The following is a 20,032-nucleotide window of genomic DNA, read 5'->3' on the forward strand; positions in this document are numbered from 1 at the left end:
AGCCAAAAGGTCACCTCGGTGACCTTTTTTATGTTTAAACGCTTTAATTAACGATTGAGCGCAAATGTTGGCAGAGACAAGTGCCAGCGAATAGCGCCTAAACGAATTAATAGGGTAGAAAATACGCCGGCCAAGAAAGCCGTGTCGGAATCATGGCCCATGGCGAGTGCTGTGGTATGAAAAACACCGCCGATAATACAGGCCGTCGCATACACTTCACTGCGCAGCACCATAGGAACTTCTCGAGCTAAAACATCACGAATGATCCCTCCGCCGCACCCGGTAATCACACCCATAATGATGGCAACCAAGGCTGAATCTTGATAGGTCATGGTTTTATCCACACCAATACCAACGAAAACGGCTAGGCCAATCGCGTCGCAGACAGGAAGAATCCACCAAGCCAGACGTTTGGGGCGACGGACGATGATCATGGTCAACAGACAAGTGATGAGAATGGTCCACAAATAGTTGGTATCAGTGATCCAAAAGACAGGGGTTGCGCCTAAAGCCATATCTCGAATTGTACCTCCACCGATGGCAGTCACACTGCCTAATACGGCGACACCAAAAGGGTCCATTTTTAAGCGGCCAGCGAGTAGTACACCTGATACAGCGAAAATAGCGGTGCCGAATAAATCGACACTATAAAGCAGCATGGAGTTCACGGGGCTAATATCTCTTACAAAGGCTCAGTAGACTGAGTGACAAAAACGACGCGGATTGTATGGTAACAGAGCGTATAGAAGTTAGCGATTTCGTCTCACTGTATCGAAGTGCTCGCAAACTTCCTCGATCGCGTTGAGCGTTCTTTGGGTCGGGCGGTTCAACCAGTTAGAGTTGAGAGACCAAACTTGGTGGTTCTTCACGGCAGAAAGCTGCTGATTCCATTTATTCCATGGATGAGTGTTAGCTATGGCCGATTGTGAAGTAAAAATAACATCCGGGTTTTTTAATACGACTTGTTCTGTGCTCACTTGCGGATAGGGTGCTGAACTGCTCTCAAAGACATTGATGCCGCCACAAAAGGAAAACACTTCGCTTGGCCAACTTCGTTTTGCAACAGTAATCATGGGTTGTTCGCTAAGCTGATAGAAATACGAAACCGGAATTTCAGTTTGATAGCGTTGTTTGAATTCGGCAAGCTTAGCTCTGAATTGCTGTGCGGCTTCGATCCCAATCGATGGATTTTCTGCATATTTACTCAATTGCTCAATATTTTTGGCAATATCGTCCAGTGAATTTGTGGTGGAAAAGTAAATATTGAGACCAAACTGTTTGAGCTTCTCAAGCTCTCTTGGTGGATTACCAGCAGGCCATGCGATGACTAAATCTGGTTGAAGAGCAATAATGCGCTCTAGCTTAATTCCCTGATAGTTAGAAACTTTTTCTATTTCCTTTGCTTGTTCGGGATAATCACTATGCTCGCTCACGGCGATAAGTTTATCCCCCAGACCAGCTGCAAAAGCCATTTCAGTCGCGTGGGGGGCCAAACTGATTACACGTTTGGCTGGCTCGGCGTGGCTGAAGGTTGGAAATAGTAGAAATAAAATAAGGGACAGTCGTGTCATTATTTAAATGCCTTGATAGATTAAACCCATGATCGCACTCTGCACTAATATCCAAGCAAACATCCGCCAAGCCAGTAAGCGTTGTACCTGAGCAATGTGGATCGCAGAAGGGGCTATTCTGCCACCTAGCTTACTTCGCACAGATTTCTTCCCGTCGTAAATGGCAGGCCCTCCGAGCGATAGTTCTTGCTTCGCACCCACTGAAATGATCAGCCAAGATGGTCCTGGAAGTGGCCAACTGCTTGCTTGCTGTTTCAACAGTGCAAACACTTCACTGGTTCGTTTTCCTAACGCTATGACCAGTGCAAACAGGCGAAGTGGAATATAGTCTAATACCGCGACAGCACGGATAACAGGTAGACCAAAAGGAGAAAATTTCTCTCGAGATGGAGACCAAGCGCGAGCCAGTTCTACGGTCATACGATAAATGAAGGCACCAATCCCCCCTGCGATGGCGTACCAGAAAAGGACAGCGACGACATTGCGTCCGTAGGACATGATTAAGGTTTCTGCGCCCGCTTTGCCTAGGCCGAGTAGCGATAGTGAGTCGGTTGAGCGATTTACTATTGGCTTGAGGAGCATTCTTGCGTGTTCTTTATCCTCTCTTGCGAGTGCTTCGACAAAATGTGCGGTGAATTTATCGGTGTTGCGCCAATCAATGGCAAGCAAGAGCAGAGCCAGCTCAAACAGCTGAGCTTGCCAGACAAGAGGTTTTAGGGCGATCAACACGATAAGCATAGGAATGGTCATCAACAACCACGCTAAAGTACCGGAGATCATACTCTGCGAATAACTGGAGTTGGTGTTGACCTTGTCAGCCAGTTGCTCAGCAAATTTATGCCATAAAATAGCAGGGTGGGCTTCTCGAGGGAAAGGAAGGATAAGGTGAAACAACAAAGCGCCCCATAATACGAGGAGCGCTCCATTTGAGTACAACTGATGAAAAAGTTCTTCCATGAATATCAGTCACTCTCTAGAGGATTAAGCTTTTAACAAATCAACCATTTTTACTACCATCTCTGATGAGCTCTTAGCCGCTAATGGCAGGAACTCATCAAAGCTCATGCCCGCTTCCTTATCTGCGACGTCAGAGATAGCACGCACGACAACAAATGGTACCTTGAACTGGTGACAGGTTTGAGCAATCGCTGAGGCTTCCATTTCAACGGCAATAACGGAAGGGAAGTATTTGCGAATAAAGGCTTGACGCTCTGCGCTTGCGACAAATGCATCACCAGTACAGATTAAGCCACGTACGGCGTGTTTGTCGTCCATTTTCGCCAGTGCTTTTTCAGCGACATCCATCAGTTTATCATCTGCCATGAAAGCCGCTGGCTGACCAGCCATTTGGCCCATTTCGTAGCCAAAGGCCGTCACGTCTGCATCGTGGTGACGAACTTCCGTTGAGATCACAACATCACCAAGGTTAAGGCTAGAGTCAAAGCCACCAGCAGAACCTGTATTAATCACGACGTCAGGCTGGTATTCATCCAGCAGAATAGTGGTTCCTATCGCAGCCGCGACTTTACCAATACCAGATTGAAGTAGCACCACCTCTACACCGTTAAGCTGACCTGCGTAGAAAGTACAGCCTGCTTTAGACGCTTCTTGGCAGTTTTCAATAGCTTGCTTAAGAATAGAGACTTCTTGCTCCATTGCACCGATGATGCCGATTTTCATAAGGAATCCTGTTAATTCAAATAGGTAGGTTTGGATAGGCTAAGTGTAACAGAAAAGGGGCATAACGGAATGGACTTCATGTAAGCCCCGGTAGGGTTGTACGGAGTTTGTTTACTGAGAATGGCTGACGTTATTGTTCAAGCGAGTTTTCCTAATCGTTAAGAATAGGTGCTGGATTGGTTCTCCCCAAATACTTATTGCTTAACCCGAGCTCATCCCCTATAATTCGCGCTCCTCGTGTCGGCTGAATCAGAGATTGGCTGGCACAACGTTTAACCTACTCTTATTAGGAGAGAATTATGTCTCTGAATGCAGAAACTAAAGCAGCAATCGTTGCTGATTACGCACGTGGCGAAGGCGACACAGGTTCACCAGAAGTACAAGTAGCTCTACTGACTGCTTCTATCAACCACCTACAAGGTCACTTCAAAGCGCATAAAGGCGATCACCACAGCCGTCGTGGTCTTCTACGTATGGTTTCTCGTCGTCGTAAGCTTCTAGATTACCTAAAAGGTAAAGATCTAGATCGTTACCACGACCTAATCAAGCGTCTAGGCCTACGTCGCTAATTAGCGACTGCATAGAGCAGTTTGTCGAAAAAGGGGCTTTTAGCCCCTTTTTTGTTGCCAGTTACTTATTTTGGTTGGTATAACTTAGCCAAACAGAATTAATCCCGCTATAATACGCCCGCATGCTCTCGATGCTTTAATAAAAGATCAGAGTCTGTTCACAAAGCTCATAGCATTACAGTCAACCACGTCGACCAAAAGGTCGCGACTATTCAAAGTGAATTCAGCCTATCTCAGTTCACTTTTACTAGTCGCGATTTGTAATGCCTTGAGTATCAATCAATACACTCTAAATACATTCATATGATGTGTTTAGAAACAAGGAATAACAATGTTCGAAAAACCAGTTGTTAAAACGTTCCAGTACGGTAACCACACGGTTACTCTAGAAACTGGCGTTATCGCACGTCAAGCGACGGCAGCAGTAATGGTGACTATGGACGATACAGCAGTATTCGTTTCTGTAGTTGGTAAAAAAGAAGCGGTAGAAGGTCAAGACTTCTTCCCACTAACAGTAAACTATCAAGAGCGTACATACGCTGCAGGTAAAATCCCAGGTGGCTTCTTCAAGCGTGAAGGTCGTCCATCTGAAGGCGAAACGCTAACGGCTCGTCTAATCGACCGTCCAATCCGCCCTCTATTCCCAGATGCATTCAAAAACGAAGTTCAAGTTATCGCGACAGTTGTGTCTGTAAACCCAGACGTTCAACCTGACATCGTAACTATGATCGGTACTTCAGCAGCACTTGCTATCTCTGGTATCCCGTTCAACGGTCCTATCGGTGCAGCGCGTGTTGGTCACGTAGATGGTCAACTAGTGCTTAACCCAAGCAACACTGAGCTTGAAACTTCTAAGCTAGACCTAGTCGTTGCAGGTACTGAAGGCGCTGTTCTAATGGTTGAGTCAGAAGCTGACAACCTAACTGAAGAAGAGATGCTATCTGCTGTCGTTTACGGTCACGATCAACAACAAGTTGTGATCAAGGCGATCAACGAATTCAAAGCTGAAGTGGCTACTCCTGCTTGGGATTGGGTTGCTCCAGAAGAGAACACTGCGCTTGTAAACAAGATTGCTGAACTTGCAGAAGCTAAGCTAGTAGAAGCTTACCAAATCACTGAGAAGATGGCTCGTTACGACCGCATCCATGAGATTGCGGCAGAAGTAAACGAAGTGCTACTTGCTGAAGATCCTGAAGCGAACACGAAAGAAATTCACACTATCTTCCACGATCTAGAGAAGACAGTTGTACGTCGCAGCATTATCGCAGGTAACCCACGTATCGACGGTCGTGAAAAAGACATGGTTCGTGCGCTAGACGTACGTACTGGCGTTCTTCCACGTACTCACGGTTCTTCACTATTTACTCGTGGTGAAACTCAGGCGCTAGTAACGGCGACTCTAGGTACGCAGCGCGATGCTCAAATCATTGATGAGCTAACTGGTGAGCGTAAAGATCACTTCCTACTACACTACAACTTCCCTCCATACTGTGTAGGTGAGACTGGTTTTGTAGGTTCTCCTAAGCGTCGTGAAATCGGCCACGGTAAACTAGCTAAGCGTGGTATTGCTGCAGTAATGCCATCTGTAGACGAATTCCCATACACAGTACGTGTAGTATCAGAAATCACAGAATCTAACGGTTCTTCTTCAATGGCTTCTGTATGTGGTACGTCTCTAGCGCTTATGGATGCTGGTGTTCCAATCAAGTCTTCTGTTGCGGGTATCGCAATGGGTCTTGTTAAAGAAGGCGACGATTTCGTTGTTCTTTCTGACATCCTTGGTGACGAAGACCACCTAGGTGACATGGACTTTAAAGTAGCAGGTACTAACACTGGTATCACTGCACTTCAAATGGACATCAAGATCGAAGGTATCACTAAAGAGATCATGCAAATTGCTCTTAACCAAGCGCAAGGTGCACGTAAGCACATCCTATCTGTAATGGATGAAGCGATTTCTGGTGCTCGTGAAGATATCTCTGAGTTCGCTCCGCGTATTCACACAATGAAGATCAGCGCTGAGAAGATCAAAGACGTTATCGGTAAAGGTGGTGCCGTTATCCGTGCTCTAACTGAAGAGACGGGTACAACTATCGAAATCGAAGACGACGGTACTATTAAGATTGCTTCTGCTGAAGGCGCTGCTGCGAAAGAAGCAATCCGTCGTATTGAAGAGATCACAGCAGAAGTTGAAGTTGGCCGCATCTACACAGGTAAAGTAGCGCGTCTAGCTGACTTTGGTGCATTCGTAACTATCCTGCCAGGTAAAGATGGTCTAGTACACATCTCTCAAATTGCTGACAAGCGAGTAGAGAAAGTGTCGGACTACCTAGCTGAAGGTCAAGAAGTTCAAGTGAAAGTGCTTGAAATCGACCGTCAAGGCCGCGTTCGTCTAAGCATGAAAGAAGCCGTAGAAAAGACTGAAGAAGCAACGGAAGAAAAACCAGTAGCTGACGCATAATTTAGTCAACAATGGCGTATTAGCCTATTGTGCTAAAAGCATGTTATAAAGGGAGCATTACGCTCCCTTTTTTAATGCGGACCAGTCTGGGTTAAAGGCTCAGCAACAGGAGTATTTATTTGTGAAATGGTTTCAAACCGCAACACTTAGTTTGGCATTGTTAGTGACGGGCGGTTGTGCGTCTGTATTCGATCAGCAGCCTGATTGGATATTGCCGCCGATGGTTGAAGCGTTACAGCCTACTTTGCAACAAGAAGTACAGATAGCCCGATTAAGCCAACTGCTACAGCGCCCCGATTTACCCAATGAAACGAGAGCTAAAATGCTTAACGAAAGGGGAAATCATTATGATAATGTTGGCTTGAGAAACTTAGCTCGATTGGATTATGAGCAATCATTGGCAATCTACCCTGCTCAGGCGGATCTCTTCAATTTGTTAGGAGTCTATTTCACAGAGAATAGAAACTTTGATGCCGCCTATGATGCATTTGATTCTGCTTTAGAGTTAGCTCCAGATAACTCATATGCGGCAAGAAATCGTGCTATTGCTTTGTACTATGGTGATCGAATTGAACTAGCGCTTGAAGACATGCAGTTACATTATGATCAGGATCCCAGTGACCCCTTCCGAGCGCTTTGGTTATATATAGTCAAGTCTGAAGTTTCCCCTAATGTTGCGAAAGAAGAGTTACTGTCTAGATACGCGGACCGTGACAACCAGTGGGGGTGGTTTTTAGTCGGGATTGTTTTAGGTGAGGTGTCCGAGAGAGAGGCTTTTAAAGCCATCACGGAAGCCAGTAAGGAACGTACTGTTTTGGCTCAGCGCTTGACGGAAGCTTATTTCTATTTAGGTAAACGTTATCAAGCTCAAGGAACCGATGAAGGTCTAGCGAAAGCGATCTCATTCTATAAACTGGCTATTTCTTTCAATGTCTTTGAGTATGTTGAACATCGCTACGCATTTCTCGAACTACAGGGCATCTATGATGACGCGCATCAAAAGGGGATGGCTGATTCCCAAAATAAACAGGCCCGTTTAAAGTAGTCACTAGCTATTTCAATTGGAACCGCTGCCTTGCAGCGGTTTTTTATTGCCAAAAATCTACGCTAAGATTAACATAGTTAGCCTTGCTAACTATGTTCTGGGGTTGTTATGGAACTAGAGAATTGTTTGGTAGAACTGGAGCGTTTTTGTGCTAAAGCGTGGCGTGTGCACGCAAAAGAAGACCCATTATCGTTATTGAGTTTCAACGAGTATGATTATCTGCGGGCCATTGAAGAGCATCCGGAAGGGATCAGAATTACCGATTTGGCTAACGAGATGAAAGTCACCAAACCTTCTGCGTCAAACATGGTGGCTCGGCTACAAAAGAAAGGTTTGGTTGTACGTATGGCTTGTCATGAGGATGCACGCTCAAAGCGAGTTGTACTTAGTGAGCAGGTATTAAAAGACTTATCTAAAGAGCAGGTGGTATATCAGCATATTGCTCAAGCGATGAAGGGTAAATTAAATGACAAAGAAGCAGGACAGCTCGTGTCTTTGTTGGAAAAATCATTGAAAGGCTAATGGGAAAACTCCTTTCAATTTAACTATTTAGTTAGCATGGCTAACTTGTGGTGAGAAAATGCAAACGTCCATATATAAACAATTTTGGAAATACACCATTCCAACCGTGGCCGCTATGTTGGTTAACGGTCTTTACCAAGTTGTTGATGGTGTATTTATTGGCCGCTACGTCGGTGCCGATGGATTAGCAGGCATCAACGTTGCTTGGCCGGTTATTGGTTCCATTCTTGGTATTGGTATGCTGGTGGGAGTGGGTACCGGAGCGATGACGTCTATTCGTCAGGGGGAAAAGGATACCTTAGGAGCAAAGCAAACCTTGGCGACAGGCTTAGTGTTGCTACTTGCGCTCACGCCCGTGGTATCAGGTGTGCTGTTTTTCTTTGTGGATGACTTTTTGTATTGGCAAGGCGCGCAAGGGCGAGTTTTCGAATTGGGATTGCAGTATCTGCATATTTTGATTGGTGCCAGTGTGTTTACACTTGGTTCGATAGCGATGCCATTTTTGCTGCGTAACGACGATAGCCCAAATCTCGCGACTTTGTTGATGGTCGTTGGAGCGGTGATCAATATCATACTCGACTACTTATTTATTGCTTGGCTTGAGTGGGAATTAACAGGAGCAGCAATCGCGACAGGGATCGCCCAAATGGTGGTTACTTTGCTGGGCGTGGGGTACTTCTTTTCCGAGAGAGCCAAATTGCGTCTTCGGTTTCATGAGCTGAAATTGAGAGTAGCACTGGTTCCAAAGATATTTTCTATTGGTACATCAAGCTTTTTTATGTATGCCTATGGTTCAGTGATGGTGGCATTGCATAATAGCTTATTTGCTCAGTATGGCGATCAACTCATGATTGGTGCCTACGCGATATTAGGTTACATCGTTACAGTTTACTACTTAACAGCGGAAGGTATTGCCAATGGGATGCAGCCTTTGGTGAGTTTTAACCATGGTGCTCGTCATCAAGAAAACATTCGCAAGCTGCTTAAGGTCGCAATGGTGAGCTCTGTGATGCTAGGCCTAGTTTTTGTCATATTGCTGAATATTTTTCCGAACGAGTTTGTTTCGGTATTTAATTCTTCCGATGAAAAACTGATTGAAAACACGATATTAGGTGTCCGTTTACATATATTTGCCTTGGCTTTAGATGGATTCCTTGTAGTGACAGGCGCCTACTACCAAGCGATTAACAAAGGCAGTAAAGCCATGTTTGTTACTATAGGTAATATGCTGATTCAACTGCCTTTTCTTTACGTTATGCCGAAACTGATGGGGGTGCCGGGTATTTGGATTGCTTACCCATTATCCAATATTGCCCTCAGTATTGTGGTGTTGCTAATGCTATTAAGAGATGTACGTCGCTATCACACACAACAGACAGAACACGTGATGGCTTAATAGAAGTCGTGTTTGCAATGAATCCGGTATAGGTGAGACTTATACCGGTTTTTTCGTTTCTGATGCCTGCAATATCAAGGAAGATTGCACAGCAGCTTTGGCTCAATCTCTCTTTTTGTGCTTGGAAATGCATATTCACTTTGAATGTTGTTCGAATTGTTGTTTGGAATTTATATAATTCACTGGCTAGTCTTATAGATGAGACAGATTATCTTGCCGAGTCTCTATAATGTAACGGCTGAATTTCATGTGCCTCTGGGCATTGCATTAAAATTTGAATCAATAGGGATACATTTCATGGCTAATCAGTTCCGAATGGACTCCATTCCTGGTTCACTTGTCGTTGTCGGTGGTACGTACGAGCCCTGGCTGTCGGTGTTAGAGCAAGTTGGATGGCGTTGCACTCAATGTGCAGATTTACGCAAAGCAGATGCTTTGTTCAGTGAAACAGGGCCTTGTATTGGCATCGTCGATCTTAGCCATGATGAGTTCAGCCTCAATGGTATTGCGAATTTGGTTAGCACACACAAGCAAGTCCGTTGGCTCGCATTTATTCGTGAATCGCAGTTAAGCTCAGATACCATTTGCCAGTTTATTGTTAACTTCTGTATCGATTTCTTCACTGCGCCGATTCCGGATGCTCAGCTATTGGGCACGATTGGTCATCAACTTGGAATGCTTAAGCTAGAGAAAAAAGTCTGGCCACATTATGGCAGCAATAACGATATGGGATTGATTGGTGAGTCGATCCCCATGAAGCGTTTACGTGACCAGATCAAGCGTATTGGCCCTACTGATGTCAGTATTCTTATTTATGGTGAGAGTGGTACTGGTAAAGAGACTGTGGCTCGAGCGGTTCATAAAACTTCTTCACGTGCGCAGAAAGAATTTATCTCAGTAAACTGCCGTGCAATGTCAGAAAGGCGTCTTGAAAGTGATTTGTTTGGTATTAATCGTGATGATGTTTCAGAGCCTTCTATTCTTGAGAAAGCCAATGGCGGCACCATACTGCTCAACGATATTCTGACCTTACCTAAATCACAGCAACTGAATTTATTGCGCTTCCTTCAGGAAGGTACGATAGAAACGATAAATGGTCGCCAAGAAGTAGATGTGCGTATCCTAGCGGCAAATTCGGCAGATATTGAAAAAGCCTTGATCGATGGTGATTTCAATGAAGAACTCTATCACTACATCAATGTCTTGCGCATCAATGTGCCAAGCTTAAAAGAGCGAGCAGGGGATATTGCGATATTGGCGCGTCATTTCTTGCAGGAATATTCGAAAGAATACAATGCTCAGGCTCGCAGCTACACTGAGGAAGCGACCCGCGCTCTGACTCGCTACCACTGGCCGGGCAATGTTCGCGAGTTAATGAATCAAATTAAGCGCATTGTTTTGATGTCTGAAACGGTGATGTTGGATGAGCAACACCTAGATTTACCTAAACGTAGCGATGGTAAGCGTAGCCTCAAGAGTATTCGTGAGCGTAGTGAGCGCGATGCTTTATTGCTGGTATTAGAGTCCCATTCTGGGCAGGTGTCGATGGCAGCAAAAGAGTTGGGTGTATCACGCGCGACCATGTACCGATTGCTAAATAAGCACAACCTCATTAGTGACACAACGGTATAAATAATTGTTTTAGCTATATAAAGTCACACGCTAACTGGTGTGTATCTATATTATCTCTAGTTAATATGTCGATTAATCTGATATTGCTTAGTGGAATATCTTATGTCATTAAGCTTTATTGGGTTATTTTTAGGTTAATACCTTGTATTTAAATTTTATCTAACAAAGTGGTTGAAATATCATCGTTGATGCATAGAATTTAACCATGAGCACACGCTCATAAACCGAAACACTTTTCTATTTGGATTAATACGTTACTTAGGAGGCGCACAATGAAACATTTCAAAGCTACTTCATTGAACATTGCGTCTTGCGATCACTCAGCGATCATGGCGACTAAACAAGATAAGTCTGTTGCATGTGATCCTAGATCTACCCGAGTAATGTAATTAGTCCGTATCCTTTTATTTTTAATTGGCTGCGGAAAAGCAGCGAATTAAAAGTGTCCTCATTTTGTTGTCAGTTTATTCGTTGATCTTTTCCCAGCTGTCTATCATCCAACTGGAGAATTATCATGAGCCATTCTGTATATCTAAAACTTGCTACGCTATTGGTGAAAGCTGACCTACGTCGTGAAGAGCGTGAGTGGAAGCGTCGAGTTCGACGCAGTGCCTTCCATATCCCATGGGAAAATGAGCGTTTATTACGTGATATAGGTTTAGAAAGAGACGGTCGCCCTGTCGGTCATACAGAACCAGATAGCGTAAAAGCTGAACGCCGTATTCGTCATCTTCGTCGAGTACTCAGTGCGCGAATACCGACGTAATTAAAAGGGCCAGTCTGCTTCGCTGGCCCGAACCTTATCAACCAGCTACTGCATCAGTAGCTGGTTTCTCGTTAAGGGCAAGGATTGGAATAGGTCGTGCCAATCTCTTGAAGTCCCTGAAGCAACTCTTCACTTAATACGACATCAAGGCTGTCAATATTAGACTTGAGCTGTTCCAGGTTTGTGGCTCCTATGATATTGGAGGCAACGAACGGTCGTTGATTAACAAATGCTAAGGCCATTTGAGCAGGATCGAGCCCATGCTCTCTGGCAAGGTTGACGTAAGCTTGCGTTGCTTGGATGCCTTGCGGTGTAAAGTAACGCACAAAGCGCTCAAACAACGAACATCTTGCACCTTGTGGACGTGCATTATCGAGGTATTTGCCGCTCAAACAACCAAATGCCAATGGTGAGTAGGCAAGAAGCTGAACACCTTCATAGTGGCTAATTTCAGATAAGCCAATTTCAAAACTGCGGTTAAGCAGGTTGTATGGGTTCTGAATGGAAACAATACGTGGCAGTTCATGTTTTTCTGCCAGACGTAATAACGTCATAACGCCCCAAGGGGTTTCATTCGATACACCAATATAGCGAACCTTACCGGCTTTAATCAGTTCCGCCAAACTCTCGAGAGTTTCAATTAACGTGACTTCTTCCTGCTCATCTGGATACGGGTAGTTGAGTTGCCCGAAGCAGTTTGTCTTACGTTGAGGCCAGTGCAGTTGGTACAGATCAACGTAATCAGTTTGCAGCCGCTGCAAACTTTGGTCTATTGCTTGATGAATATTACGTCTATTCAAGCTCATATTGTCACGGATGTAAGGAACATTTCTTGGCCCTGCAATTTTGGTGGCCAGTACGACTTTCTCTCTCTTTCCCGATGTTTTCAGCCAGTTACCAATGTACTGCTCGGTTAGACCTTGAGTATTTGCTTGAGGTGGAACCGGATACATCTCAGCGGTATCGATAAAATTCACACCACGTTCAAGCGCATAATCAAGCTGGCTAAATGCTTCTTGTTCAGTGTTTTGCTCGCCAAATGTCATGGTACCGAGACAGATTTTACTAATTTCAAGAGTGGAATGCGGTAACTTGTTGTATTGCATTGAACTTCCTTACTCAATATCTCTTTGTTATCCCAATATAGGGCATCGTCACATGAGATGAAACGGGAACGATAACAATTTCGCAAAATCTGCGTAGTTAACTAGAATTTAAATACGGAGGTAAGCTATGCAAAAAAGCCAATTAGATAAATGGATTCATGGACACCATAAAGACAGCTATCAACCACCTAAAGTGTTTGTCATTGGTTGCTCAGATCTCTCACACTACCTTCTCGCGGTGGAGTATAAGCACAAATTGGAACCTATTAAGCAAGATGATGAGACGATTCATTTCGAATCATTAGACTCTGTCAAAGAGGAGCTATTGCGGCTCGGTGTCGAAAGGGCTTATCTCAGGTTACATAATGCCTATGACGAATGTGGCTCAGGGGATGCACCACTTTATCATGATGTAGAGCTGTCACTAACGACGCACTAATTTAGACAAAGTGTTGTTCAAGAATTTTGGCAGTAAACTGAGTACGAAGATAGAATCCGCGCGGCAACGTCATTATAGGTTTGCCGCTCGCTCCATAGGCTTCGGTTAAAACACGACTGTTGGCTGCTTTTGGTCTTAGTTGAAGGACTTCGCCATGGCGCGCTGTAATTTGTTCGACTCTTCCTAAAACGATCATCTCCATCAGTTCTTCCCAGTCCGTTTTGAGCTGACATTCTTCGCTTTGGTTTGGTGACCAAATAAGAGGTGAGCCAACTCGACGTTCGGCTAATGGAATTTCTCGCTCTCCTTGTACGGGCACCCAAAGAACACGTGATAGCTTGTTGCGGACATGACTGGTTTCCCAAGTTAAACCTTGAACTCCTATTAATGGTGCGACACAAACAAAAGTGGTTTCTAAGGGTTTTCCGCTATGACTGATTGGGATTGTTTTAAGCTCTATGCCGAGTTGTTCAAAGTCTTGTTGCGGCTTGCTACCCGATATGGCACCCAGATGCCATTCGAGTAGTTGTCCAACCCAGCCTTTGTCTCTTCTCAAATCAGGTGGAATGGTAAGCTCAGCTTCTGCGGCAAGCTCTTGAAAACTGATACCAGCAATCTCCCTTGCTCGGTCAAGCAGCTCTGTTTCTGACTTGGGTTCAGGTTTCATGTGGGTTTATCGGCTTGGTCAAATGTGATGGTCATTGTAACGGAATTTGATCCAAATGTGACTGGTGAAAAATTGATCTTAGAGTTGAAAAGATCATCGTTTAATGAGTTATCCACAGAATTAGTCGTGTGCTAGTTGTAATTTTTCCATATTGTATGAATAAACAGTGCTTTTAATGCGAGTTTTTACTTGAATTTTCCAACTCTAATTGTATTTGTTATTTTTTTTGTGGATAAATATAGTGCTGATGGATCTTTAACCGATCGTGTTTGGGATTGTCTGTTTGATCATTACAGCATGATGTAAATTATCACTGTTTTCTTATCTTTTTGATTTTATTTTTATTTTTTGGTTTTTGATTTAAGGTTTTATCGAGTTTTAAGGTGTAATGGATAAACAACGATCACTTTCACTAAGATTCTACACATGGTTATACACAGAAAAGGTGTATAAATGTGGCCTGAGTCTCACCTTTGTGTGTATAACCTAGCTTTAGGCTAAAAGTTATTCATGAAAGGCAAGTTAAGCCATATTTTACGTATCAGTCACACTAGTAAGTTTGCTACATCTGGGGATATGTGGAAAAATCACTGTAATTAAGAATTTATTAGAGGTTGGCCAGTGATAGATGGCGATGGTTACCGCTTAAATGTGGGAATTGTAATCTGTAACAACCATGGTCAGGTCTTCTGGGCTAAACGATACGGGCAACATTCATGGCAATTTCCTCAGGGAGGAATTGACGACGGTGAGACTCCTGAGCAGGCAATGTACCGGGAGCTCTACGAAGAGGTTGGTCTTACTAAAAAAGAGGTAAAAATTGTAGCCACTAGCCGTCATTGGTTAAGGTATAAACTACCAAAACGATTAGTGCGCTGGGATTCGAAACCTGTCTGTATCGGACAAAAACAGAAATGGTTCCTTCTTCGTCTGGATTGTGATGAATCACGAATTAATATGCAGCGAGGGAATTCCCCTGAATTTGATGGTTGGCGTTGGGTGAGTTACTGGTATCCAGTCAGGCAAGTCGTATCCTTTAAGCGTGATGTGTATCGTCGAGCCATGAAGGAATTTGCCTCTGTCGCAATGCCATTTAAAGAACGCAGAGCGAAAGGTAAACGCAAACATAAAAGAGGATAGACATGCTTTCTCAACTAAGGGACATAGTTGAACGGGTATCTAAAGTCGAAGATGTGCATCAGGCACTAAAGGTTTTAGTAAAGCAAACATGCAGCGCCATGAACACGGAGTGTTGTACTGTCTATCTCGCTAATGAAGAAATGCAACGCCTTGAGTTAATGGCAACTCAAGGCCTTCGTTTTAAAGGTAATAAAATTCATATCAATTTCAGCGAAGGTTTGGTCGGCTTGGTCAAACGTAGCGCTGAACCTCTCAACCTTGCTGAAGCTTCTCGGCATCCTAGCTTTAAATACTTTTCCCAGCTCGGCGAAGAGGTTTATCAAAGTTTTCTTGGCACGCCTATTATCTATCGCAAGCAAGTCTTAGGCGTTCTGGTTGTACAGCAAAAGCAGCCCCGTCAGTTTGATGAGATGGAAGAGTCCTTTCTGGTGACTCTGGCGGCCCAGCTAGCGGTGATCATCGCTCATGCTCAAACGCAAGGTCACTGGCGCTTAGAGAAAAAGCAACATGCCATCAAAGGTGTGCCAGCCTCGTCTGGGGTCGCGATTGGTGAGTTTTGGTGGGATGATACTCAACCAGATTTGACCGAGGTGTATCCCGCATCAACCTTAGATGTTGACCGTGAACAAGAGTGGTTATTGCTGGCAATTGAAGATGCGCTGAGCGATTTCCGTCGAATGCGTAAGAAGCTTGACAGTGAAATTAACAAAGACACTCTGGCTATTTTCGATTTGTTTACGCACTTGCTGAACGATCCGATGTTGCGCAAAGATCTCAAAGCACAGATCCAAAAAGGGGACCGTGCCGATTGGGCGTTAAGACAAGTTGTTGAGAGCTACTCTAACCGATTTGCTCGTATGTCGGATGTCTACCTCAGAGAGCGAGCACAGGACATAAAAGAGCTGGGGCAGCGCTTATTGTTCTTTCTCCACAATACAGAAAAAGATCAACCCGAGATCGATAAACCCGTTATCTTGGTTGTGCGTGAACTCACGGCGACTTTACTGGCTTCTATCCCTAAAGAAAAATTGCTAGCGGTGATCTCTCTAGAAGGGGCCGCGAATTCCCACGCAGCGATTTTATCGCGAGCTTTAGGGATCCCAGCTGTGATGGGGGTGACGCTTAACCCTAAGCCAATCAATGGCAAGCGTGGTATTGTCGATGGCTACAGTGGCAAGATTTTTGTTTCTCCGGGGAAGCAGCTACTCAGAGAATACCGTGAGCTAGCTCATGAAGAGAGTGAGTTGGCGAGCATGGTTAACCAACGAATTCTTGAGCCGGCTTGTACAAGTGATGAGGTTCGTATCGAGGTGATGCTTAATGCTGGCTTAAGCGCGGATGCCAATATCGCGGTGAACCAAGGGGTTGATGGCGTAGGTTTGTATCGGACTGAAATTTCTTTTTTGCTCCAACATCGATTCCCTTCTGAAGATGAACAAACGTTGCAGTATCAATCTGTCCTTAACACATATCCCGATAAACGTGTCGTTATGCGTACGCTGGATGTGGGTGGAGATAAGGCTTTACCTTATTTACCTATCGAGGAAGATAACCCATTTTTAGGCTGGCGGGGCATTCGATTTACTCTAGATCATCCAGATATCTTTTTAATGCAAATTCGGGCTATGATGCGTGCCAGTGCTGAGCACAATAACTTGAGTATACTTCTGCCTATGGTGTCTGGTGCTCAAGAGCTGGATGGTGCGATCGATCTCATCGAGCGTGCCTATCAGGAAGTCTCAGAGTTGGATGATAGGGTTGAGATGCCTGCGATTGGTGTGATGATTGAAGTGCCGTCGATGATTTATTTGCTGCCTTTGATTGCAGAGAAAGTCGACTTTGTTTCTATCGGGACCAACGATCTAACCCAATATCTGCTGGCCGTTGATCGTAATAATGCACGGGTGTCTGATGTGTACGAATCGATGCACCCCGCAGTGATCATGGCTTTAGATCATATTCAGCAGACATGCCAGCAACTGCAATTGCCAGTTTGTATCTGTGGTGAATTGGCTGGCGACCCTATTGGCGCACTTCTTATGGTTGGCTTGGGTTATCGTAGTTTGAGTATGAATACATCCAATGTGGCTAAGGTCAAATACTTGCTGCGCCACACTGACAGTGGTGAATTAAGGCAACTTGCTGACAAAGCATTGATGCAACCGTATGGCAATGATATTTATACAATGATGCAAACTTTCTTTGAAGAGAAAGGCTTTGCAGGTTTTATCCGTGCAGGTAAACGATAAGGAAAAACGTGAATATTGAATTTGTAGTCTTGCTGCTCCTTCTAGGCAGTATTGTTGGGGTTATGGCGGGGCTTCTCGGCATTGGTGGCGGATTAATCGTTGTACCTGCTTTGCTCTTTTTACTACCTATGGCAGGCATTGACCCTGCTATCAGTATGCAAATCGCTTTGGCGACTTCTCTTGCCTCAATTATTGTCACTTCCGGTTCTTCTGCTTTAAACCACTTTAAGCTCGGTAACGTAGACATGTATGTAGTGAAGTGGTTGATGCCTGGTGTGGTTGTTGGTGGTTTTCTTGGAGCCAATGTGGCTGAATGGATCCCTTCTCAGTATCTGCCTAAGGTGTTTGGTGTGATTGTGCTGTGTTTAGCCATACAAATGTTGTTTTCCATCAAAGGGCAGAGCCAGAGAGTCATGCCGGGTAATGGGGCAACATTGACAATTGGCACCGGGATTGGAATGGTCTCGAGCCTAGCGGGCATCGGTGGAGGCTCTTTATCTGTCCCGTTTTTGAACCGGCATGGGATTGAAATGCGTAAAGCGGTTGGCTCCTCCTCAGTTTGTGGTTGCTTTATTGCCATCTCCGGTATGATTGGTTTCATCTTGCATGGTTATCAGGCACAATCGTTGCCTTCTTACAGTTTGGGATATGTTTATGTGCCAGCGCTGATTGCGATTGCGTCGACTTCAATGTTGACGACCCGTGTCGGTGCCAAACTCGCCACCTCATTACCCACCGCAACATTGAAGAAAATTTTTGCAGTATTTTTACTCTTTGTTGCTGGAACTATGTTGCTGTAGTGGAATCTCACCTAATTATCTAAATACCAAAAGAGTATAGTTTTATGTCTCAGGGATATTTTGAATTTCCTAATATCGATCCCGTTTTAGTTGCGATTGGACCTCTGTCCATTCGTTGGTACGGGCTGATGTATCTGGTTGGTTTTGCTTTTGCACTTTGGCTGGCAAATCGCCGTGCAGATAAGCCAGACAGCGGCTGGACACGCGAGCAAGTGTCAGACTTATTGTTTGCCGGTTTTCTTGGCGTCGTGATTGGCGGCCGAGTGGGTTACGTGCTCTTTTATAACTTCGATTTGTTCCTACAAGATCCGCTTTACTTATTTAAAGTATGGACGGGTGGAATGTCATTCCACGGTGGCTTATTGGGTGTCATTACTGCGATGTTGTGGTATGCCAAGAAGAATGGCCGTACCTTCTTTGGTGTCGCTGATTTCATTGCACCGCTTGTACCGTTTGGCTTAGGTATGGGGCGTTTAGGTAACTTTATGAACAGTGAGTTATGGGGACGGGTTACCGATGTGCCGTGGGCGATCGTTTTCCCTAATGGTGGGCCTTTACCTCGGCATCCCTCCCAGCTCTATGAGATGTTCTTAGAAGGTATTGTGCTGTTCTTCATTCTCAATTGGTTTATTAAAAAACCTCGCCCACTAGGCTCAGTATCAGGGCTATTTTTAGCGGGTTATGGTACATTCCGTTTCCTTGTCGAATACGTTCGTGAGCCTGATGCCCATCTGGGATTGTTTGGCGGATTTATCTCAATGGGGCAAATCCTGTCTCTGCCTATGGTTATCGTTGGTATCTTGATGATGGTTTGGGCTTACAAGCGTGGTCACTACAAAGATGAAATCCCACAAAAAATGAAGTAAGGACTTGGTGTGAAACAGTATTTGGATCTCTGTCAGCGTATCGTTGAGCATGGTGAGTGGATTGAAAATGAACGTACAGGAAAACGCTGCCTGACGGTCATCAACGCTGATCTGACTTACGATGTTGGCCACAACCAGTTCCCATTAGTGACAACACGTAAAAGCTTTTGGAAAGCTGCGGTGGCTGAGCTACTCGGTTATATTCGTGGTTACGACAGCGCGGAAGCTTTTCGTAAGCTCGGTACCAAAACTTGGGATGCGAATGCAAACCTAAACCAAGCTTGGCTTAAGAATCCTTATCGAAAAGGTGAGGACGACATGGGCCGCGTTTATGGCGTTCAGGGACGTGCATGGGCGAAACCAGACGGTGGTCATATAGACCAACTTCGTAAGATTGTTGATGACCTAACTCGAGGTGTGGATGACCGCGGCGAAATCTTGAACTTCTACAATCCCGGTGAGTTCCATATGGGGTGTTTACGCCCTTGCATGTATAGCCATCACTTCTCGTTGTTAGGTGATACGCTTTACCTCAATAGTACTCAGCGCTCATGTGATGTGCCTCTTGGCCTGAATTTCAACATGGTTCAAGTGTATGTGTTCTTAGCGATCATGGCTCAGATCACTGGCAAAAAAGCGGGCCAAGCCTACCACAAGATTGTTAATGCGCACATCTATGAAGATCAACTGGAGTTGATGCGAGATGTACAGTTAAAACGTCAGCCTTTAGCGTCGCCAACTTTCCATATTAACCCTGAAATTCAATCTCTAGAAGATTTGGAAACTTGGGTCACATTGGATGACTTTTGGGTTGAGGGCTACGAGCATCATGACCCAATTCAATATCCATTCTCAGTCTAATACGCACTAGATGTTAAACAGCCGCCTAAAATTGGGCGGCTTTTTTATACGAGAAAAAACGGGCGGCACCTTATGGAGCGCTTTGGTACTGGAAAGTGGGATCGAGCGTCGCCTTGTTGAAAACTAGTGTTGTTTACTTAACCACAACTTATTAGCAACTCTAGATTTCCGAAGGACGAAGCCCGTTCTCAACAGCTAACGCAGACAAGCAAAAAGCCCGCAACCTAGGTTGCGGGCTTTGAATAAGCGATGGTTCTTCGAA

General features: G+C 44.7%; 19 protein-coding genes. 13 read left to right on the forward strand and 6 right to left on the reverse strand.

Annotated elements, in window-relative coordinates; all coding sequences use genetic code 11:
• Positions 1–47: 47 nt before the first annotated feature.
• From L1D15_RS16650 to mtnN, 4 genes are all read right to left on the reverse strand, one after another.
• A complete protein-coding gene (locus L1D15_RS16650) occupies positions 48–668 on the reverse strand; it encodes a TRIC cation channel family protein (RefSeq protein WP_239838507.1) in 621 nt (206 codons plus the stop codon).
• Between the two features lie 81 nt (positions 669–749).
• Entirely contained in the window at positions 750–1,571 is an 822-nt protein-coding gene (gene btuF / locus L1D15_RS16655) for a vitamin B12 ABC transporter substrate-binding protein BtuF (protein ID WP_239876469.1), read from the reverse strand.
• A 3-nt stretch (positions 1,572–1,574) separates the two neighbouring features.
• The gene (locus L1D15_RS16660; RefSeq protein WP_239868702.1) at positions 1,575–2,528 is read right to left on the reverse strand and encodes a cobalamin biosynthesis family protein; all 954 of its coding nucleotides are present in this window, start codon (positions 2,526–2,528) and stop codon (positions 1,575–1,577) included.
• A 24-nt stretch (positions 2,529–2,552) separates the two neighbouring features.
• Positions 2,553–3,251: a 5'-methylthioadenosine/S-adenosylhomocysteine nucleosidase gene (gene mtnN / locus L1D15_RS16665; protein WP_239876470.1), complete on the reverse strand. Its 699-nt coding sequence runs from the start codon at positions 3,249–3,251 to the stop codon at positions 2,553–2,555.
• A 299-nt stretch (positions 3,252–3,550) separates the two neighbouring features.
• Here mtnN and rpsO point away from each other — a divergent pair, with 299 nt between their 5' ends.
• The 7 genes from rpsO (at position 3,551) to L1D15_RS16700 (ending at position 11,642) form a co-directional block, all read left to right on the forward strand.
• Complete coding sequence (gene rpsO / locus L1D15_RS16670) at positions 3,551–3,820, forward strand: 30S ribosomal protein S15 (protein ID WP_006957756.1); 270 nt, start codon at positions 3,551–3,553, stop codon at positions 3,818–3,820.
• A gap of 331 nt (positions 3,821–4,151) precedes the next feature.
• Positions 4,152–6,281, forward strand: coding sequence for a polyribonucleotide nucleotidyltransferase (pnp, locus tag L1D15_RS16675; protein ID WP_239876471.1), 2,130 nt, complete (start codon positions 4,152–4,154; stop codon positions 6,279–6,281).
• A 121-nt stretch (positions 6,282–6,402) separates the two neighbouring features.
• Complete coding sequence (gene nlpI / locus L1D15_RS16680) at positions 6,403–7,326, forward strand: lipoprotein NlpI (protein WP_239876472.1); 924 nt, start codon at positions 6,403–6,405, stop codon at positions 7,324–7,326.
• A 108-nt stretch (positions 7,327–7,434) separates the two neighbouring features.
• Positions 7,435–7,848: a MarR family transcriptional regulator gene (locus L1D15_RS16685; RefSeq protein WP_239876473.1), complete on the forward strand. Its 414-nt coding sequence runs from the start codon at positions 7,435–7,437 to the stop codon at positions 7,846–7,848.
• A 58-nt stretch (positions 7,849–7,906) separates the two neighbouring features.
• Positions 7,907–9,244, forward strand: a complete 1,338-nt coding sequence (locus tag L1D15_RS16690) for an MATE family efflux transporter (protein WP_239876474.1) — start codon at positions 7,907–7,909, stop codon at positions 9,242–9,244.
• Positions 9,245–9,541: 297 nt separating this feature from the next.
• Positions 9,542–10,876 (forward strand): cyclic-di-GMP-binding transcriptional regulator VpsR, encoded by a 1,335-nt coding sequence (gene vpsR / locus L1D15_RS16695; protein WP_239868689.1) that lies wholly within the window; start codon positions 9,542–9,544, stop codon positions 10,874–10,876.
• A 514-nt stretch (positions 10,877–11,390) separates the two neighbouring features.
• Complete coding sequence (locus tag L1D15_RS16700; protein WP_239838498.1) at positions 11,391–11,642, forward strand: DUF1127 domain-containing protein; 252 nt, start codon at positions 11,391–11,393, stop codon at positions 11,640–11,642.
• Positions 11,643–11,713: 71 nt separating this feature from the next.
• On the opposite strand, the gene L1D15_RS16705 is transcribed toward L1D15_RS16700, so the two are convergent.
• Positions 11,714–12,748, reverse strand: a complete 1,035-nt coding sequence (locus tag L1D15_RS16705) for an NADP(H)-dependent aldo-keto reductase (RefSeq protein ID WP_239876475.1) — start codon at positions 12,746–12,748, stop codon at positions 11,714–11,716.
• 127 nt (positions 12,749–12,875) lie between these two features.
• Between L1D15_RS16705 and L1D15_RS16710 the strand changes: the two genes are divergently transcribed.
• Positions 12,876–13,187 carry a DUF6482 family protein gene (locus tag L1D15_RS16710; protein ID WP_239868683.1) on the forward strand — a complete coding sequence of 104 codons (312 nt, stop codon included), beginning with the start codon at positions 12,876–12,878 and terminating at the stop codon, positions 13,185–13,187.
• A 1-nt stretch (position 13,188) separates the two neighbouring features.
• Here L1D15_RS16710 and mutH read toward each other — a convergent pair whose 3' ends face one another.
• Positions 13,189–13,854: a DNA mismatch repair endonuclease MutH gene (gene mutH / locus L1D15_RS16715; protein WP_239876476.1), complete on the reverse strand. Its 666-nt coding sequence runs from the start codon at positions 13,852–13,854 to the stop codon at positions 13,189–13,191.
• 621 nt (positions 13,855–14,475) lie between these two features.
• On the opposite strand from mutH, the gene rppH reads away from it, so the two are divergent.
• Genes rppH through L1D15_RS16740 form a run of 5 tightly spaced genes read left to right on the forward strand, consistent with a single transcriptional unit; the run spans position 14,476 to position 19,770 of the window.
• Positions 14,476–14,994, forward strand: coding sequence for an RNA pyrophosphohydrolase (gene rppH, locus L1D15_RS16720; RefSeq protein WP_239838494.1), 519 nt, complete (start codon positions 14,476–14,478; stop codon positions 14,992–14,994).
• A gap of 2 nt (positions 14,995–14,996) precedes the next feature.
• Positions 14,997–17,243, forward strand: a complete 2,247-nt coding sequence (gene ptsP, locus L1D15_RS16725) for a phosphoenolpyruvate--protein phosphotransferase (RefSeq protein WP_239868677.1) — start codon at positions 14,997–14,999, stop codon at positions 17,241–17,243.
• Positions 17,244–17,251: 8 nt separating this feature from the next.
• Positions 17,252–18,043 (forward strand): sulfite exporter TauE/SafE family protein, encoded by a 792-nt coding sequence (locus tag L1D15_RS16730; protein WP_255906151.1) that lies wholly within the window; start codon positions 17,252–17,254, stop codon positions 18,041–18,043.
• A 44-nt stretch (positions 18,044–18,087) separates the two neighbouring features.
• Positions 18,088–18,909 (forward strand): prolipoprotein diacylglyceryl transferase, encoded by an 822-nt coding sequence (lgt, locus tag L1D15_RS16735; RefSeq protein ID WP_239876477.1) that lies wholly within the window; start codon positions 18,088–18,090, stop codon positions 18,907–18,909.
• 9 nt (positions 18,910–18,918) lie between these two features.
• Positions 18,919–19,770 (forward strand): thymidylate synthase, encoded by an 852-nt coding sequence (locus L1D15_RS16740; RefSeq protein ID WP_239876478.1) that lies wholly within the window; start codon positions 18,919–18,921, stop codon positions 19,768–19,770.
• The last annotated feature ends 262 nt before the right edge of the window (positions 19,771–20,032 follow it).

The sequence above is a fragment of the Vibrio sp. Isolate25 genome (assembly GCF_022398025.1).
Lineage (GTDB): Bacteria > Pseudomonadota > Gammaproteobacteria > Enterobacterales > Vibrionaceae > Vibrio > Vibrio coralliilyticus_A.

What these genes read in the sequence shown, in the direction of transcription:
- L1D15_RS16705 (WP_239876475.1), bottom strand. Translation starts at nt 12,748, where the DNA reads ATGCAATACAACAAGTTACCGCATTCCACTCTTGAAATTAGTAAAATC.
- mutH (WP_239876476.1), bottom strand. Translation starts at nt 13,854, where the DNA reads ATGAAACCTGAACCCAAGTCAGAAACAGAGCTGCTTGACCGAGCAAGG.
- pnp (WP_239876471.1), top strand. Translation starts at nt 4,152, where the DNA reads ATGTTCGAAAAACCAGTTGTTAAAACGTTCCAGTACGGTAACCACACG.
- L1D15_RS16660 (WP_239868702.1), bottom strand. Translation starts at nt 2,528, where the DNA reads ATGGAAGAACTTTTTCATCAGTTGTACTCAAATGGAGCGCTCCTCGTA.
- lgt (WP_239876477.1), top strand. Translation starts at nt 18,088, where the DNA reads ATGTCTCAGGGATATTTTGAATTTCCTAATATCGATCCCGTTTTAGTT.
- rpsO (WP_006957756.1), top strand. Translation starts at nt 3,551, where the DNA reads ATGTCTCTGAATGCAGAAACTAAAGCAGCAATCGTTGCTGATTACGCA.
- btuF (WP_239876469.1), bottom strand. Translation starts at nt 1,571, where the DNA reads ATGACACGACTGTCCCTTATTTTATTTCTACTATTTCCAACCTTCAGC.
- L1D15_RS16685 (WP_239876473.1), top strand. Translation starts at nt 7,435, where the DNA reads ATGGAACTAGAGAATTGTTTGGTAGAACTGGAGCGTTTTTGTGCTAAA.
- L1D15_RS16690 (WP_239876474.1), top strand. Translation starts at nt 7,907, where the DNA reads ATGCAAACGTCCATATATAAACAATTTTGGAAATACACCATTCCAACC.
- L1D15_RS16700 (WP_239838498.1), top strand. Translation starts at nt 11,391, where the DNA reads ATGAGCCATTCTGTATATCTAAAACTTGCTACGCTATTGGTGAAAGCT.
- mtnN (WP_239876470.1), bottom strand. Translation starts at nt 3,251, where the DNA reads ATGAAAATCGGCATCATCGGTGCAATGGAGCAAGAAGTCTCTATTCTT.
- vpsR (WP_239868689.1), top strand. Translation starts at nt 9,542, where the DNA reads ATGGCTAATCAGTTCCGAATGGACTCCATTCCTGGTTCACTTGTCGTT.
- L1D15_RS16710 (WP_239868683.1), top strand. Translation starts at nt 12,876, where the DNA reads ATGCAAAAAAGCCAATTAGATAAATGGATTCATGGACACCATAAAGAC.
- ptsP (WP_239868677.1), top strand. Translation starts at nt 14,997, where the DNA reads ATGCTTTCTCAACTAAGGGACATAGTTGAACGGGTATCTAAAGTCGAA.